Origin of the sequence: Streptomyces sp. NBC_00370 (genome assembly GCF_036084755.1) — a bacterium.
Lineage (GTDB): Bacteria > Actinomycetota > Actinomycetes > Streptomycetales > Streptomycetaceae > Streptomyces.
Genome location: NZ_CP107968.1, coordinates 5,388,104 through 5,402,035, shown reverse-complemented (window position 1 = coordinate 5,402,035; position 13,932 = coordinate 5,388,104). Strand labels below are relative to the sequence as shown.

The following is a 13,932-nucleotide window of genomic DNA, read 5'->3' as shown; positions in this document are numbered from 1 at the left end:
TGATGGCGCACTCTCCTCGGAGGAAGGAGCGTTGGGGCGGGGGGGCGTTGGGTGACGCTAGCGCGTCAACTCCCGCCTACGCGCGTAGAGTTGACACATCGTTACGACCAAGGGGTAGGGCCCGGCGGGAGGGGAGGTCCGCACCTTCCACCGGGCCCATGTCCACGTCGGGCGCGGGGCCTGAAACCCCGCGCCCTGTCAGATCACGGGGTGGTCTTGACCTTGACCGTGCCGTCGACGATCTTCTTCTTGGCCTCGTCGATCTTGGGCTGGATGTCCGTGATGAAGTTACCGCTGGTGGTCAGCGAGACACCGCCCTTGGCGAGCGAGTACGTGTTCGTGCCGACCATCGGCTTGCCGTCCTTGACGGACTTGATCAGGTCGTAGACACCGACGTCGACGTTCTTGACGACGGAGGTCAGGATCGAGCTCTTGTACTTGGCGAGCTGCGCCTGGTTGTACTGGTCGGAGTCGACGCCTATCGCCCAGGCTCCCTTGACGCCGTTGACGGCCTCGATGGAGCCGGAACCGGACGAGCCGGCCGCCGCGTAGATCACGTCGGCGCCCTTGTCGAGCATGCCCTGGGCGGCGGCCTTGCCCTTGTCGGGGCTGGCGAACCCGGAGGTGTCGGAGCCGTGCGACAGGTACTGGACGTCGACCTTGATCTTCGGGTTGGTGTCGTGGACACCCTGGACGTAACCCGCCTCGAACTTCTTGATCAGCGGGACGTCGACACCGCCGATGAAGCCGACGTGGTCCTTCTTCGTCTTCAGCGCGGCGGCGACACCGCCGAGGTAGGAGCCCTGCTCCTCGGTGAAGACGATCGAGTCGACGTTCTTCTGCTCGACGACCGAGTCGACGATGCCGAAGGTGACGTTCGGGTACTTGGCCGCCACCTTCGTCATCGAGTTGGCGTAGGCGAAGCCGATGCCGACGACGGGGTTGTAACCGGCCTCGGCGAGCTGCGAGAGGCGGTCGACCCGGTCGGCCTCGGTGTCGGTGGTCTTCGCGGTCAGTTCCTTGATGTCGCCGCCGAAGTCCGTCTTCGCCTTGTCCAGGCCGCGAGCGGCGGAGTCGTTGAAGGAGTGGTCTCCGCGGCCGCCGACGTCGTAGGCCATACCGACCTTGATGCCGCCCTTGGCGGAGGTGGAACTGGACGGCTCGTCGGCCTTGGCCTTGTCGGCCGATGTGCTGCCACACGCGGTGACGGACAGACAGAGCGCGGCGGAGGCGATCCCCGCCGAAGCGAACTTGGTTACCCGGCGCAAGAGGGGTCCCTTCAACCTGACCGAAGCGCCTCTTCCGGCGCTGGTTTCGCGGCGATCGTAACGCGCGTAGATGTCAGATAAGGACCTGTACCGAGTCCGTTATCGGATCGTCGCGAACGTCGGGTGTCCTGGCCGATTACAAATGGTTGCCGTCGATCAACGCAGCGGCGGTGAAAAGCTCCACACCGACCTGGATCGCGTGCTCGTCCACGTCGAAATCGCCGCGATGCAGGTCGTACCCGGCGCCCTTGCCGGGCGGCCGCACGCCGAGGCGCGCCATCGATCCCGGCACGTGCTCCAGGTACCAGGAGAAGTCCTCGCCGCCGAGGCTCTGCTCGGTGTCCTCGACGCTGGACGCGCCACGGCGCCGGGTCTGGGCCGCGCGCAGCAGCTCCGTGACGCCGGGGTCGTTGACGACGGGCGGCACCCCGCGCACGTAGTTGATCTGCGTCTTCGCGCCGTGCAGCGCCGCGATCTCGTCGATCGCCGCGTGCACCAGGTCGGGTGCCTCGTGCCAGGCCGCCAGGTCGAGGCAGCGGACGGTGCCGGAGAGCTCGGCGTGCTGCGGGATGACGTTGCAGGTGTGGCCCGACTCGATACGGCCCCACGTGACGGCCAGCCCGGAGCGGGCGTCGACGCGGCGGCCCAGCAGCGCGGGCACCTCGGTGGCGACCTTGGCGACGGCGGTGATCAGGTCGGTGGTCAGATGCGGCCGCGCGGTGTGCCCGCCGGGGCCGTCGAGGGTGATTTCCAGCCGGTCGCACGCGGAGGTGATGGGGCCAGGACGCAGCCCGACCTTGCCGGCGTCGACCTTGGGGTCGCAGTGCACGGCGATGATCCGGCCGACGCCTTCCAGCGCCCGCGACTCGATCGCTTCGGCCGCGCCGCCCGGCAGCACCTCTTCGGCGGGTTGGAAGATCAGCCGCACCGGCCTGGGCAGCTCGCCCTTGCGTTCCAGCTCGGCCAGGACGAGTCCCGCGCCGAGGACGGCGGTGGTGTGTACGTCGTGCCCGCAGGCGTGCGCCCGGTCCGGCACGGTGGAGCGGTACGGGACGCCGATCTTGGTGTCCGGGATGGGCAGCGCGTCGATGTCGGCGCGGAGAGCCAGTACGGGTCTGTCGGCCGTGACCGTGCCGATGTCGCAGACGACGCCGGTGCCGCAGGCGAGCACGCGTGGCGCGAGCCCGGCCCGCTCAAGACGTTCCTTGATCGCGGCGGTGGCGCGGACCTCTTGGTTGCCCAGCTCGGGGTGCATGTGCATGTCGCGCCGGAACGCGATCAGCTCGGCCCGCAGGGCCTCCGGAAGCGCACCTGCGAGGTTGGTCCCGGGCACCACGGTCTGTCCGGGCAGTTCGGCTTCTGACTCAAGCGACATCAACTGGCTCACCCGTTGAAGAGTAGTTCTCTCCATGGATCAACCAACCATCGATCACCAAAATTTCAGCCACACAGACGAAACCCGGCCCTTCTGTCCGGATCACGCCGGTGACGGCAGCCGGGGCAGCCGGTGGACGTCGCGTGCCGTGCCCGTGACATCCGTCAGGAAGCCGTGGGCGCGGGGTGACGCTGTGTCGTTGAGCCACTCCGGTGCGATGTCACAGACAGCGACCCTGACCCCCGTGCCGGCGAGGGCCAGCGGGAGGGTGTGGACCACCGTGGAGGGGAAGCTGAGGACCGTGCTGCCGATGGGGCCGCGCCGGGCGATCAGCTCCAGGGGAAGGTCCGGGCGGACGATCTCCAGGCCGGTCTCCGCGTGCAGCCGGTGCAGCTTGTCGACGCCCTCCCTGCGGTGGGCGAAGTAGCGGCCCGCGTGGTGGGTGCGGGCCAGCGCCGCGACCGCTTCGAGGTACTGGCCGGCGTCGACCACGCCCGTCTCGACCAGCGAGGTGCCGACCATGTCGGCGCCTTCGAGCACCGTGGGCGGCCCGAAGGTCGCCCGGGTCCAGGCGAAGTCGTTGACCGTCACCGTGATGCCGGGCGGCACCTTGTCGACGGGCATCGCGGTGAAGACCTCGACCGAGCGGGCCGCCGACGGGGTGAGCCGACGGCGGGCCGCGGCCGAGACCGGGGCGAGGACCAGCTCACGCGGCCCGCGGTGGCCGCCGCGCCGGTGCCAGCGCACCAGGCGTTCGCCGCGGGCGACCTGCCCGATGAACTCGATCGTCGCCGTGCCGTCGTCCACGACGGTCAGCTGCTTGCCGCTGACGAGCGTCAGCAGCAGCTGCACGTAGCGGGAGAACGGGTCGCCGATCACGACCCGGTCCGCCTTGCGCAGCAGGGGTGCCAGTTCCCGTACGGTCCGCAGGGGCGCCCCCGCACCACCGCGCGCTTCCTGCCAGCGCACGGTGAAGCCTTCGTCGCGGCCCAGCTCCGCCATCCGGCGGAGCTGGCCACGCGACATGGGGTCGGTGGGCGAGAGGACGACGACGGTCAACTGCTCACCGCGGTGCCTCGCGCCGGCCCACTCCAGCACGTTCAACAGCTGGACCGGGCTTTCGACGAAGGCGATCGCGCGGGAGCTCTGGTTGTCACGTGGGTGCTGGGGACGGTCCCCGCTCGGGCTCGGCATGGCGTCAGACCGATACCGGCGCGGTGGCCTCGGTCTCGGCGACGACACCGGCGACCCGGCGGAGCTTCTTCATCGGGCCCAGCTCCGACTCGTAGACCTTCTTGACGCCGTCACCGAGGGAGGCCTCGATGGTGCGGATGTCGCGCACGAGGCGCTGCAGGCCCTGCGGCTCGACGGAGGCGGCCTGGTCCGAGCCCCACATGGCGCGGTCGAGGGTGATGTGACGCTCGACGAAGGCGGCGCCCAGCGCGACGGCGGCCAGCGTGGTCTGCAGGCCCGTCTCGTGGCCGCTGTAGCCGATCGGCACGTTCGGGAACTCGGCCTGCAGGGTGTTGATGACGCGCAGGTTCAGCTCCTCGGCCTTGGCCGGGTACGTCGAAGTGGCGTGGCAGAGCAGGATGTTCTCGCTGCCGAGCACCTCGACCGCGTGCCGGATCTGCTTCGGCGTCGACATGCCGCTGGAGAGGATGACCGTACGGCCCGTGGCGCGCAGGGCGCGCAGCAGCTCGTCGTCGGTGAGGGAGGCGGAGGCCACCTTGTGCGCGGGGACGTCGAACTTCTCCAGGAACGCGACGGCCTCGGTGTCCCACGGGGAGGCGAACCAGTCGATGCCGCGCTTCTTGCAGTGCTCGTCGATGGAGCGGTACTCGTCCTCGCCGAACTCGACGCGGTGGCGGTAGTCGATGTACGTCATCCGGCCCCAGGGGGTGTCACGCTCGATGTCCCACTGGTCGCGCGGGGTGCAGATCTCCGGGGTGCGCTTCTGGAACTTGACCGCGTCGCAGCCGGCTTCGGCGGCCACGTCGATCAGGGCGAGGGCGTTGTCCAGGTCACCGTTGTGGTTGATGCCGATCTCACCCGTGACATAGACGGGACGACCGGGGCCTGCCGTACGCGTGCCGAGGGTGCGCAGGCGGCTGGAGTTGGACTCGGTGCTCATGGAACTGTCCTTACTTGTCGGGGGTGTTGTGGGGGGTGTGGGGAGCGGCGGCCGAGGCCGCGCGGTGCGGGGCGTGCAGCCCTTCACCCAGGAGCCAGGCGGCGATCTCACGGATCGCCCCCTCGCCGCCGGGGGTTGTGGTGACGGCGCGGGCCGCTGCGCGTACCGCGTCGTGCGCGCTCGCGACGGCCACCGGCCAGCCGACGAGCCCGAAGCAGGGGAGGTCGTTGACGTCGTTGCCGACGTAGAGGACCCGTTCGGGGGTGATGCCGCGTTCGTCGCACCACTGCTTCAGTGCGATGTCCTTGCGGTCGATGCCGTGCAGCACCGGCACCTTCAGCTTGTCGGCGCGGGCGGCGACGACCGGGTTCTGCTCGGTGGAGAGGATGAGCAGGTCGAGTCCGGAGCGGCGCAGCGCGGCGATGCCGAGTCCGTCGCCGCGGTGCACGGCGACCATTTCGCGGCCGTCGGAGTCGACGTAGACCTTGTCGTCGGTCTGGGTCCCGTCGAAGTCGAGTACGACCGCGTCGATGTCGCCGTGCGTGGGCAGCAGCGCCGGGTCGAGCAGTGGCGCCAGCACGCGGGCACGGGCCAGGTCGTGCGGGTCGTCGATCTCCAGGACCCGCGCGGGGTCGGTCGGTACGAGCGCGGTGCGGCCGAAGAAACGGTGCTTGGCCTCGCGGAAGCCCCCGGCGCGCATCGCGTAGGCGGCGCCGGTCTCCAGGAACTCCTGCGGGCGGTCCTGGCGGCGCGGCCGGTTCGACTTGTCGTGGTTGACGCCGTAGCCGTCGAGTTCGCTGAGGTGCGCGCCGCCCTGGCGCCAGATGAAGCCGTGGGTCGGGGCGACGGTCAGCGCCGTGTCCGCGCCGTCCTCGATGAGCGCCGCGGCGACCCCGTCCAGGTCGCCGGGCGTGATGAAGGGGCTCGTGCACTGCACGAGCAGCACCACGTCGGTGACGGCGCCGCGCATCGCCTCGTACGCGTCCATGACGTGCAGCACGGCGGCCTCGCTGGTCGCCAGGTCACCGGCGATGGCGGCGGGGCGCAGCACGATCTCGGCGCCCGCGGCGCGCGCCGCGTCGGCGATCGCCTCGTCGTCCGTCGAGACGACGACGTCGGTGACCAGGCGGGCCTTGAGGCAGGCGCGCACCGCGCGTACCACCAGCGGTACGCCGCCCACCTGGGCGAGGTTCTTGGCGGGGACGCCCTTGGACCCGCCGCGTGCGGGGATCACAGCCAGGACGGTCATCGGTTCTCCTTGGTGGTCGGCGGGGCGTCGGCGGGGCCCGGCCCTGCGGCCCGGCGCCTCACAGCTCGCCCATCCGGCGGATGACGGGTGCGACGCGCTGCACTCCGTGGCGGTAGGCGCCGCGGGCGGCGCCGCGTACGGCGTTGCGCACCGCGCGCCGCACCCCGGTGGTGGCGCCGGCGCCGGCCGGGGCCGACGTCTTCGGGGTGCCGTCGGGGTTCAGGTGGTAGCGGGCGAGCAGCGCGGGCAGATAGCGGGGCGCTGTGGTGACGGTGTAGTACGGCGCGACGGGCGGCAGGGCGGGCCCGGTCAGGAGCTTGCCGACGCGGGCGCGGGCCTCGTCGAAGGCCGTGCCGTACGAGCCGTCGGCCGCGACACCCTGCCGGTCCGCCCACACGGCGTCGTGGCGGGGCCGGTGGCCGCTGTCCAGCTGCTCCCAGGAGGCCAGACACCCCGAGCCGATGAAGTGGTGGTTGCCGAGCGGTTCCCGTACGCCGAGGTCGGTGAGGATCGCGGTCGGGATGCGCCGGTGCAGGGCTTCCAGGGCCGCCGTCGACGAGACGGTGACCAGCAGGTCCGTACGGTCCAGGACCTCGCCCATGTTCCCGTACACCAGGCGGAAGTTGGCCGGCAGACCGCCGACGACCTTCTCGGCGAGGACCTGGTACGGGTACTCCTCGACGTGCGTGGTCTGCTCGCCGACCTTGCTGCGCAGCTTCAGCAGCACCTCGCGTTCCGGATGCAGCTTCGCGTGGTCGACCAGCCGCTGGAGCAGGTAGGCGCGGTCGGCGCGGGTCTCGGGCACGGAGGGCTGCGCGGCGAACACCACGGTGTCGCGGCCCTCTTCGGGGACGTACCGCTCGCCGCCGAGGAAGGGCAGCGCGGCCTCGGTGACGCTGGACGCGTCGGCGCCGACGCCCTCGTAGACGTCGCGGAAGCGCCGGCCGTCGTGGCGGGAGTTGGCGAGGACGACATCGGCGCCGTGCCGCAGCAGCAGGCCGTCGGCGAGCTTCTCGTAGACGACCCCGACGTAGCCGGTGACGAGCACGGGCCGGTCGGCCAGCCGCAGGGCGGCGATGCCGTGCAGCATCGCCTGGACGGCGCCGCCGACGAGGGCCAGCACGATCACGTCGTACGCGTCGCTCTCGTCCCGTATCGCTCTCAGGAACTCGGTACCGGTCACTTCGCGCAGCGCGTCGGCGTCCGCACCGACCTCGGCGAGCTGCCGTGCGGTGGGGGTCGCTCGTCCGCGCAGCAGGAATCCGCTGAGCTCGATGTCGCTCTCCTCGGCGGCTATGCGGCGCGCGGTGAGCGCGCCCCATTTCCACCGGGTGTCGGAGTCGGCGAGCACTGCGACCCGGACGGCGTGACTGGTACGTGATGGCACATCGTGGACGTTAGAAAGCCAATTCGCTGGGCGGCCCAACTCAACGGCAATAAAGGGTTAACAGCAGGTCTACGGATGGGGCGGGAGGGTCTTCCGCTGCGGGATTCATGGTTCGGCCACACTTCGTTCACCTTGAGTCTGTGCCGATGTCAGACCCGAAGGCGCGGGGCGCCCTAGCCTCACCCGGGTGGTCAAGCTCTCCGTCGTCGTGCCGTTCTACAACGTGCAGACATACGCGCCCGAAACCCTCAGAAGCCTGCGCGCCAATGCGCGCGGCGATTTCGAATTCCTGTTGGTCGACGACCGGTCGACCGACGGGACCCCGGAGATTCTCGAACGGGCCGAGCGTGAGCTGCCCGGTGCCGTCCTGCTCAGACACGAGAAGAACGGCGGACTCGCGACCGCCCGCAATACAGGTCTCGACGCGGCTCGCGGCGATTATGTGACCTTCCTCGACGGCGACGACTGGGTGGCCCCCGGTTATTTCGAACAGCTGCTGACCGCCATAGACGATCTCGGCTGTGACTTCGTCCGTACGGACCACGTGCAGTTCACCGGGCGCACGCGCACGGTCCACCGGGTGCCGGTGGGCAGGCGCGGCGAGGTGCTGCGGCCGAGGGACGCGATCCTGCCGGCCAACCGGACGACGTCCGTCGACTACGCGTACGCGTGGGCGGGCATCTACCACCGCCGGATCGTGGAGCGGGGCCTGGTGCACTTCACCGACGGGCTGCGCACGGCCGAGGACCGGCCGTGGATCTGGCGATTGCACCGCGAGGCCGAGTCGTTCGCCGCCGTGGGGCTCCTCGGGCTCTTCTACCGGCGGGGCGTCGCCTCGTCGCTCACCCAGATCGGGGACGTCCGGCAGCTCGACTTCATCAAGGCGTTCGACCAGGTCGTGGCCGACACCTCGAAGGACGAGGAAGCGGCCAGGTTCCTGGCGAAGGCCATCCGTACCTACTGCGCGATCATCGCCCACCACCTGGGCTCCAGCGTGCGGTACGAGCCCGCCGTGGCCCGCAAGCTGCGCACCATGAGCGCGGCCGCGCTGCGCCGGCTGCCCCAGGACCTTCTCAAGGAAGCACTGAACTCGATGGACTTGGAGCGCTCGGGCCGGCTGCAGCGACTGCGCAGGCGGACCCTGCCGGGCAACGGCAACTCCGGCGCCGGAACGGCGGCTGCCTGATGGGAACCCCCGCCACCCCCCGCACCCAGATCCTCTGCGCCTCCACGCTGTACGGAGCCGCCACGCTGGCAGCGGCGATCGACGCCGGGCTGCTCGGCACGCCGGACCGGCGGCTGCTGGTCGTCTGCAACAACGCCACGTCCCCCGAACTGTCGCCGTCCGTCGATCAGATGCCCGGCTTCGAGGAGCTGCGCGACCGGTTCGACGGCCTGCTGTCGTGGAACGAGACCATCGCGCCGTTCCATCCGAGCAGCTGGGCGCCGCGCCCCGACGACGTGCCGATCTGGGAGCGTCATCTGCGGCTCGCCTGGGAACTGGGCGACAGCAAGGTCGAGTTGGTCGTCGAGTCGATCCAGGTCACCCCGGCGCTCGCGATCACGGAGATCTTCACCGGCGCGCCGATCCGGGTGTACGCGGACGGGCTGATGAGTTACGGCCCGACCCGCTCCCGGATCGACACGCTGATCGGCGGCCGGGTGCGCGAGCTGCTCCACCTCGATCTCGTACCGGGGCTGCGGCCGCTGCTGCTCACCGAGTTCGGCGTCGAGCCGACGATCGTGCCGAGCGAGGTGTTCCTGCGGGTGCTGGACTCGCTCGCCGAGACGGCGCGGGACATCGCGACGCTGCCCGAGCCGCCCGCGCTCGTCCTCGGCCAGTACCTCTCCGAACTGGGCATCCTCAAGCCCGAGGAGGAGGAGGAACTGCACGTGAAGATGGTGCGGGGCTGTGCGGCGCGCGGCCACACCCAGGTGGTGTTCAAGCCGCATCCGGCGGCGCCGGCCGGCTGGTCGGTGCGGCTGGCCGACGAGGCGAAGAAGGCCGGGGTCGAGCTGACCGTCATCGCGACGCCCGTGCTGGCGGAGGTGCTGTACCAGCGGCTGAAGCCGGCCCTGGTGGTGGGCTGCTTCTCCACGGCGCTGTTCACGGCTTCCGCCTTCTACGGCATCCCGGTCGCCCGGGTCGGCACCGAGATCCTGAAGGAGCGGCTGACCCCGTTCCAGAACAGCAACCGGGTGCCGGTGACGATCGTCGACGCGCTGCTGGCGCCGCTGGACGACGACGGTTCGTTCCGGCCGGAGCCGGAGCTGTCCGGACTGGTCACGGCCGTCGGGTTCGCGATGCAGCCGGAGATCGTCCCGACGCTGCGGCCCGCCGCCGAGCGCCATCTCGCCGCGCACCACGACGAGCGGACGCTGAGTTACTTCAAGCGCCGCCGGCTGACCGCGCTCGGGCTGCCCGGCGGGCTGCCGGGCCAGCTGGCCGGCATCCCGCGCAACGCGACGGCCCGCGGCCTGGTGCGGCGGGCGCGCCGGCTGCGCCGCAAGGTGCTGGGCGCGCGCTGAGAGACGTACGGACAAGGGGCGGGGCGCTCGGCGCCCCGCCCCTCGTCGTGTACCGACGGCCGGCTGTCAGCGGCCGGCCGGGACCCGGACGCCCAGGATGGCGCGCAGGTCGGCGGCGTTCGCCTGGGTGACCTTCCACAGCTCCTGCTGCCTGCCGTGCACGTCGGCGACGGTCGCTGCATGGTCCTTCAGCAGCCCCACCGCACGCTCGGTGAGTACGGCCCCGAGGTCCTTCTCGTGGACGGAGACACCCCACTCGGGGCGGCCGATGTCCGCGAGGAAGTACGCCATCTTCGGGTGCGAGATCAGGCTGATGATGGGGGTGCCGCAGCCGAACGGGATCATCCCGGCGTGACCGCGCATCCCGATCACCAGTTTGGTGCGGGCGTAGGTGTCCCGGATTTCGTCGTTCTCGAAGTCGTACATCGGGATGACCGGCAGCGAGATGCCGTGCTCGCGCCGCAGGTCGAAGGCGATGCGCTCGTCGTCGAGGGAGTGCGCCACGCACTTGACCTCGGCGTGCGCGCCCAGCGCCTTGACGGCCTTGGCCATCTCGGCGAGGAAGTGCGCGTAGTCGTGGCCGAAGCGCAGCCCCGCCCGGTCGTAGGCGGCGTTGATCAGGATGGTGTTCTCGCGCTGCGCCGGGTCGGTCCAGCCGTCGACCAGCTGCCGGGTGACCGTGGTCGGGCAGGGCTGGAAGCGCACCTTGTCGTGCAGCTCGGCGGGGAGCAGCGCGCGCACCTTCTCGATCGAGCCGTGGTTGCGCAGCCCGAAGAACGAGGAGCGCTCCACCAGTTGGCGGAGGCTGGAGTTGAACCGCCCGGCCCGGTAGGACTGCCCGTCGAAGGCGTTGAAGCCCACCGCGTACACCATGATCGGCACGTCTATGCGGTTCAGCGTCTCGTCGGGGACGTTCCACTGCCAGGCGCTGTTGCCGTTGGGCGCGGTGTCCGGGATGAACAGGCCGCCGCCGCCGATGACCAGGCCGCGGCGTGCGTTGACCCGCTCCAGCGCGGCCTCGTCGAACAGCCGGTGCGCGTGGACCGAGTGCCAGCGGCGCGGGCCCGTCTCGGGGTCGAAGGTGAGCCGCACCGACTCGGGCAGCAGCTTGTCGCCCGCGTTGCCCTGCTGGGGCATGTAGAAGGCGACATGGGCCAGTTGCTCGGCTGCCGGGCCCTCGGGAGGTCCGGCGGGCGCCTCGGTGCGCAGCCGCATCAGCCGGCTGGCCCGGTGGGTCGGGTCGACGGACAGGCCGTCGACGGCGTACTGGTGCGCCGTGGTGTCGTCGCCGTGGATCCAGGCGATCTGGGCGAGCCTGGCGAAGGCCGTGGGCGCCCGGTTGGGGGCGGCGGTCGCCAGCAGCAGCTGGGCCTCGGCCTCCTCGTAGCGGGACACGCTCATCAGCGCGTGCCCGAACACCTCGTGCGGCCAGGCCTCGTCGACCGGAACGGAGACGGAGCTGAGGACGTCGACCGCCTGCTGGTACTCGCCGCCGTTGAGCTGGGCGAGCGCCAGCCTGCGGGCGCTCTCCACATCGCCGGTGCGGGCCACGTGCGGGGCGCCGAAGTGCACCATCAGGTCGTGGTGCGGGTCCTTGGAGCGCGTCATGAACGCGGCGTGGAACTCGGCGTCGGACAGGTCGAACTCGGCCCACCGGTCCTGCGCCTGGCCGTAGCCGGCCTCGCCGCCCTGCCAGGGCTTGTGCCGGCCGGTGAAGTGCAGGATCACGGTGTCGTCGGGCACCGGCTTGTCGCCGGACAGCCGCCGCTTGACGAAGTTGTAGCGGTTGTCGAGCTGGACGAAGTCACCGTCGAGCACGGCGTTGAGGATGCCCTGGTCGTGCTTGTCGAGTTCGTAGTCGCCGCTGCGGCCCGTGGTGTCGATCCGCGCGCAGAACTCGTCGCTCAGGTACTCGCGCTGGATGACCAGCAGCCCGCTGTTGAGCTTGTGCTGGCCGTAGAAGAACTGCGGTACGGCGGCGAGTCCTTCGCGCAGCTTCAGCAGCGGCCGCAGATCGCCCAGCACCACCATGTCGGTGTCCAGCGTGATCACGGTGTCGTAGTCCCGTATTCGGAACACGTCGAGGATGAAGTACGCCTTGCGCACCAGGTAGTTGTCCTGGTCGCCCTTGGCGTACGTGTCGTAGCGCGCCGCGTCGACCCTGCGCAGTTCGATGCGCGGGTGCAAGGCGCGGATCTTCGCGATGGACGAAGGCCGCAGGTCGTCGTGGAGGACGATGAAGTCCTCGCAGACGCCGGGGTTGGAGAGCGCGAGGCTGCGCAGCAGGGCGAGGAAGCCCGGCAGGTAGTTCTCGTCGACGAAGCTGGCGAAGGCGATGCGGCGCTTCCCGGTCAGTGAGGCGGCGCTCGCGGACGCGGTGTTCGGGGCGGTGGTCGGGGAGCTGGCGGTCATCTCAGGGAAATCCTCGCGTCGGTCACGCTCTGGGCCCGTTCCATGACCCATGCCTTCTCGCTGGTGTACTCGTGGACGGAGGTGATGGGCATCCGCATCGCCTCGCTGATCCGGTAGGCGCCGCTCTCGTAGAAGTCGAAGCCGATCAGATCCAGCTTCGGACTGACGTCGAGGAAGTCCAGCAGCCACAGCATGTTGAAGCCGCTGGTCGGGATCGACGGCCAGGCGTCGGTGCCGATGCCGCCGATGTTGCGTACGGGCCAGCGCAGCGAGTCGTCGCCCACGTAACTCTGCGCGCCGGGCACCAGCCGGGTGCGCATCGAGTAACGCCAGTCGTTCGGCAGGCCGCCGAAGATCAGCCGGGTCGTGACGCGCTTCTCCCAGTTGAAGCTGTGCTTGTGGATCGAGACGTGGATGTCGGTGCGGCTGCCGGTGGCGGGCGCGTCGATCCGGTACGAGTTGAAGCGCACCACCAGGTCGTAGGCGTCGATCTCCGGGCCGAGCGAACTGTGGCCCACGCGCTGCGAGTTGGCGATCAGACAGATGGACTTGCCGGCGATCTGGTTACGGAACTCGCCGAGCGTCAGCCAGTTGACCCCCGCGTACGTGGGGTCGTCGACCGGGCCGCGCATCCGGTTCCTGCGCTGTTCCGCGTACAGGGCGAGATGCTCGCGCAGCGCGGCGATGTGCGGGCTCCGCTCGCCGATCCGCAGATCGAGGTACTGGCCCAGGCACTGCTGGAGGTCCTGCACCGGGCTGTCCTCGTCGGCTGCCATCGCGAGCAGCGCGCCGACGAGCCTCGGTTCGGCGCCGTCCCGGTCGCCGCTGTCGTACCGGGCGAGGCCTTCCGCCCAGACGTCGGTCGCCGGGCCGTCCGCGTACAGCGTGGCCGTGGGGCACTCGCGCTGCAGCAGCGCGAGCAGTTCGGCCTGGTGCTGCCGGGCGGCGCGCAGTCCCGCGTTCCTCGGCGCGACGGCGAAGCCGTCGTTCTCGGTCAGCTCCAGATAGCGCTCGTACGCCTTGATGGCGCCGATCTCGTCGCCCGTGGCCTCCAGGATCCGGGCGCGCAGCCGCCAGCCGGCCCGGGAGCCCTTGCGCTGGGTCAGGACCGTGTCGCCGACGAGCCGGGCGAGTTTCAGCTCGTCGTCGTAACCGCACTCCAGGGCTTTGTTGCCGACGGCGAGCAGCGCGTCGAGCAGATCGGCGTCGAGGGCGGTCCCCGTGGAGGTGCCCGCCTTGGTACCGCGCCTGAGGAGGGCGGCGGCCGCGCCGCCCGCGGGGGCCGGTGCCTTGGCCGCCTGCGCGGCGTGCGCCGTCGCGTGGCTGGCGAGCAACGCCCGCAGCTTCTCGGCGAGTTCGTTACGCCGTGGGTCGAGCCCCGCCACCAGCTTGCCGCTGTGGACGGCGCAGGCGCGCAGACACTCGTCGAGCCCGGTCGGGGTGATCCGGTCCTCGGCCCGGGTTCTGGACTCGGCGCCCGCGGACGACGTGTCGCGGCTCACCCCCTTGCCCTGCCTCGGCCATCGGTTACGGGCGGCCATTGTCATGCTGCTCCCAGCGTCCTCTGCCCCTCTGACG

10 protein-coding genes are annotated in these 13,932 nt (G+C 70.6%); 2 read left to right on the top strand and 8 right to left on the bottom strand.

The annotated features are described in order from the left end of the window. Positions 1 to 203: 203 nt before the first annotated feature. From OHS57_RS24095 to OHS57_RS24070, 6 genes are all read right to left on the bottom strand, one after another. The gene (locus OHS57_RS24095; RefSeq protein WP_041985279.1) at positions 204 to 1,268 is read right to left on the bottom strand and encodes a BMP family lipoprotein; all 1,065 of its coding nucleotides are present in this window, start codon (positions 1,266 to 1,268) and stop codon (positions 204 to 206) included. 136 nt (positions 1,269 to 1,404) lie between these two features. Beyond that, positions 1,405 to 2,643, bottom strand: a complete 1,239-nt coding sequence (locus tag OHS57_RS24090; protein ID WP_041985283.1) for an amidohydrolase — start codon at positions 2,641 to 2,643, stop codon at positions 1,405 to 1,407. Between the two features lie 102 nt (positions 2,644 to 2,745). Beyond that, positions 2,746 to 3,837, bottom strand: a complete 1,092-nt coding sequence (locus OHS57_RS24085) for a hypothetical protein (RefSeq protein WP_041985286.1) — start codon at positions 3,835 to 3,837, stop codon at positions 2,746 to 2,748. A 4-nt stretch (positions 3,838 to 3,841) separates the two neighbouring features. Further along, positions 3,842 to 4,777 (bottom strand): N-acetylneuraminate synthase family protein, encoded by a 936-nt coding sequence (locus tag OHS57_RS24080; RefSeq protein ID WP_041985290.1) that lies wholly within the window; start codon positions 4,775 to 4,777, stop codon positions 3,842 to 3,844. Between the two features lie 10 nt (positions 4,778 to 4,787). Next, entirely contained in the window at positions 4,788 to 6,026 is a 1,239-nt protein-coding gene (locus OHS57_RS24075) for an acylneuraminate cytidylyltransferase (protein WP_328583308.1), read from the bottom strand. A 58-nt stretch (positions 6,027 to 6,084) separates the two neighbouring features. Next, on the bottom strand, positions 6,085 to 7,413 hold the full coding sequence (locus OHS57_RS24070; RefSeq protein ID WP_078863452.1) for a DUF6716 putative glycosyltransferase: 1,329 nt from the start codon (positions 7,411 to 7,413) through the stop codon (positions 6,085 to 6,087). A 187-nt stretch (positions 7,414 to 7,600) separates the two neighbouring features. Here OHS57_RS24070 and OHS57_RS24065 point away from each other — a divergent pair, with 187 nt between their 5' ends. Then, on the top strand, positions 7,601 to 8,599 hold the full coding sequence (locus OHS57_RS24065; protein WP_041985301.1) for a glycosyltransferase family 2 protein: 999 nt from the start codon (positions 7,601 to 7,603) through the stop codon (positions 8,597 to 8,599). Further along, positions 8,599 to 9,942 (top strand): polysialyltransferase family glycosyltransferase, encoded by a 1,344-nt coding sequence (locus tag OHS57_RS24060; RefSeq protein ID WP_328583307.1) that lies wholly within the window; start codon positions 8,599 to 8,601, stop codon positions 9,940 to 9,942. Before OHS57_RS24065 ends, OHS57_RS24060 begins: the two co-directional genes overlap by 1 nt. Before the next feature lie 66 nt (positions 9,943 to 10,008). Here the strand turns inward: OHS57_RS24060 and OHS57_RS24055 are convergent, their stop codons facing one another. Together OHS57_RS24055 and OHS57_RS24050 are read right to left on the bottom strand one after the other, a co-directional pair. Continuing rightward, complete coding sequence (locus OHS57_RS24055; protein WP_328583306.1) at positions 10,009 to 12,354, bottom strand: glycosyltransferase; 2,346 nt, start codon at positions 12,352 to 12,354, stop codon at positions 10,009 to 10,011. After that, a complete protein-coding gene (locus tag OHS57_RS24050; RefSeq protein WP_198533222.1) occupies positions 12,351 to 13,901 on the bottom strand; it encodes a glycosyltransferase family 29 protein in 1,551 nt (516 codons plus the stop codon). Before OHS57_RS24050 ends, OHS57_RS24055 begins: the two co-directional genes overlap by 4 nt. Between the last annotated feature and the right edge of the window lie 31 nt (positions 13,902 to 13,932).

Coding starts and splice junctions, on each gene's coding strand:
- OHS57_RS24090 (WP_041985283.1), bottom strand. CDS start 2,643: ATGTCGCTTGAGTCAGAAGCCGAACTGCCCGGACAGACCGTGGTGCCC.
- OHS57_RS24085 (WP_041985286.1), bottom strand. CDS start 3,837: ATGCCGAGCCCGAGCGGGGACCGTCCCCAGCACCCACGTGACAACCAG.
- OHS57_RS24080 (WP_041985290.1), bottom strand. CDS start 4,777: ATGAGCACCGAGTCCAACTCCAGCCGCCTGCGCACCCTCGGCACGCGT.
- OHS57_RS24075 (WP_328583308.1), bottom strand. CDS start 6,026: ATGACCGTCCTGGCTGTGATCCCCGCACGCGGCGGGTCCAAGGGCGTC.
- OHS57_RS24060 (WP_328583307.1), top strand. CDS start 8,599: ATGGGAACCCCCGCCACCCCCCGCACCCAGATCCTCTGCGCCTCCACG.
- OHS57_RS24055 (WP_328583306.1), bottom strand. CDS start 12,354: ATGACCGCCAGCTCCCCGACCACCGCCCCGAACACCGCGTCCGCGAGC.
- OHS57_RS24050 (WP_198533222.1), bottom strand. CDS start 13,901: ATGACAATGGCCGCCCGTAACCGATGGCCGAGGCAGGGCAAGGGGGTG.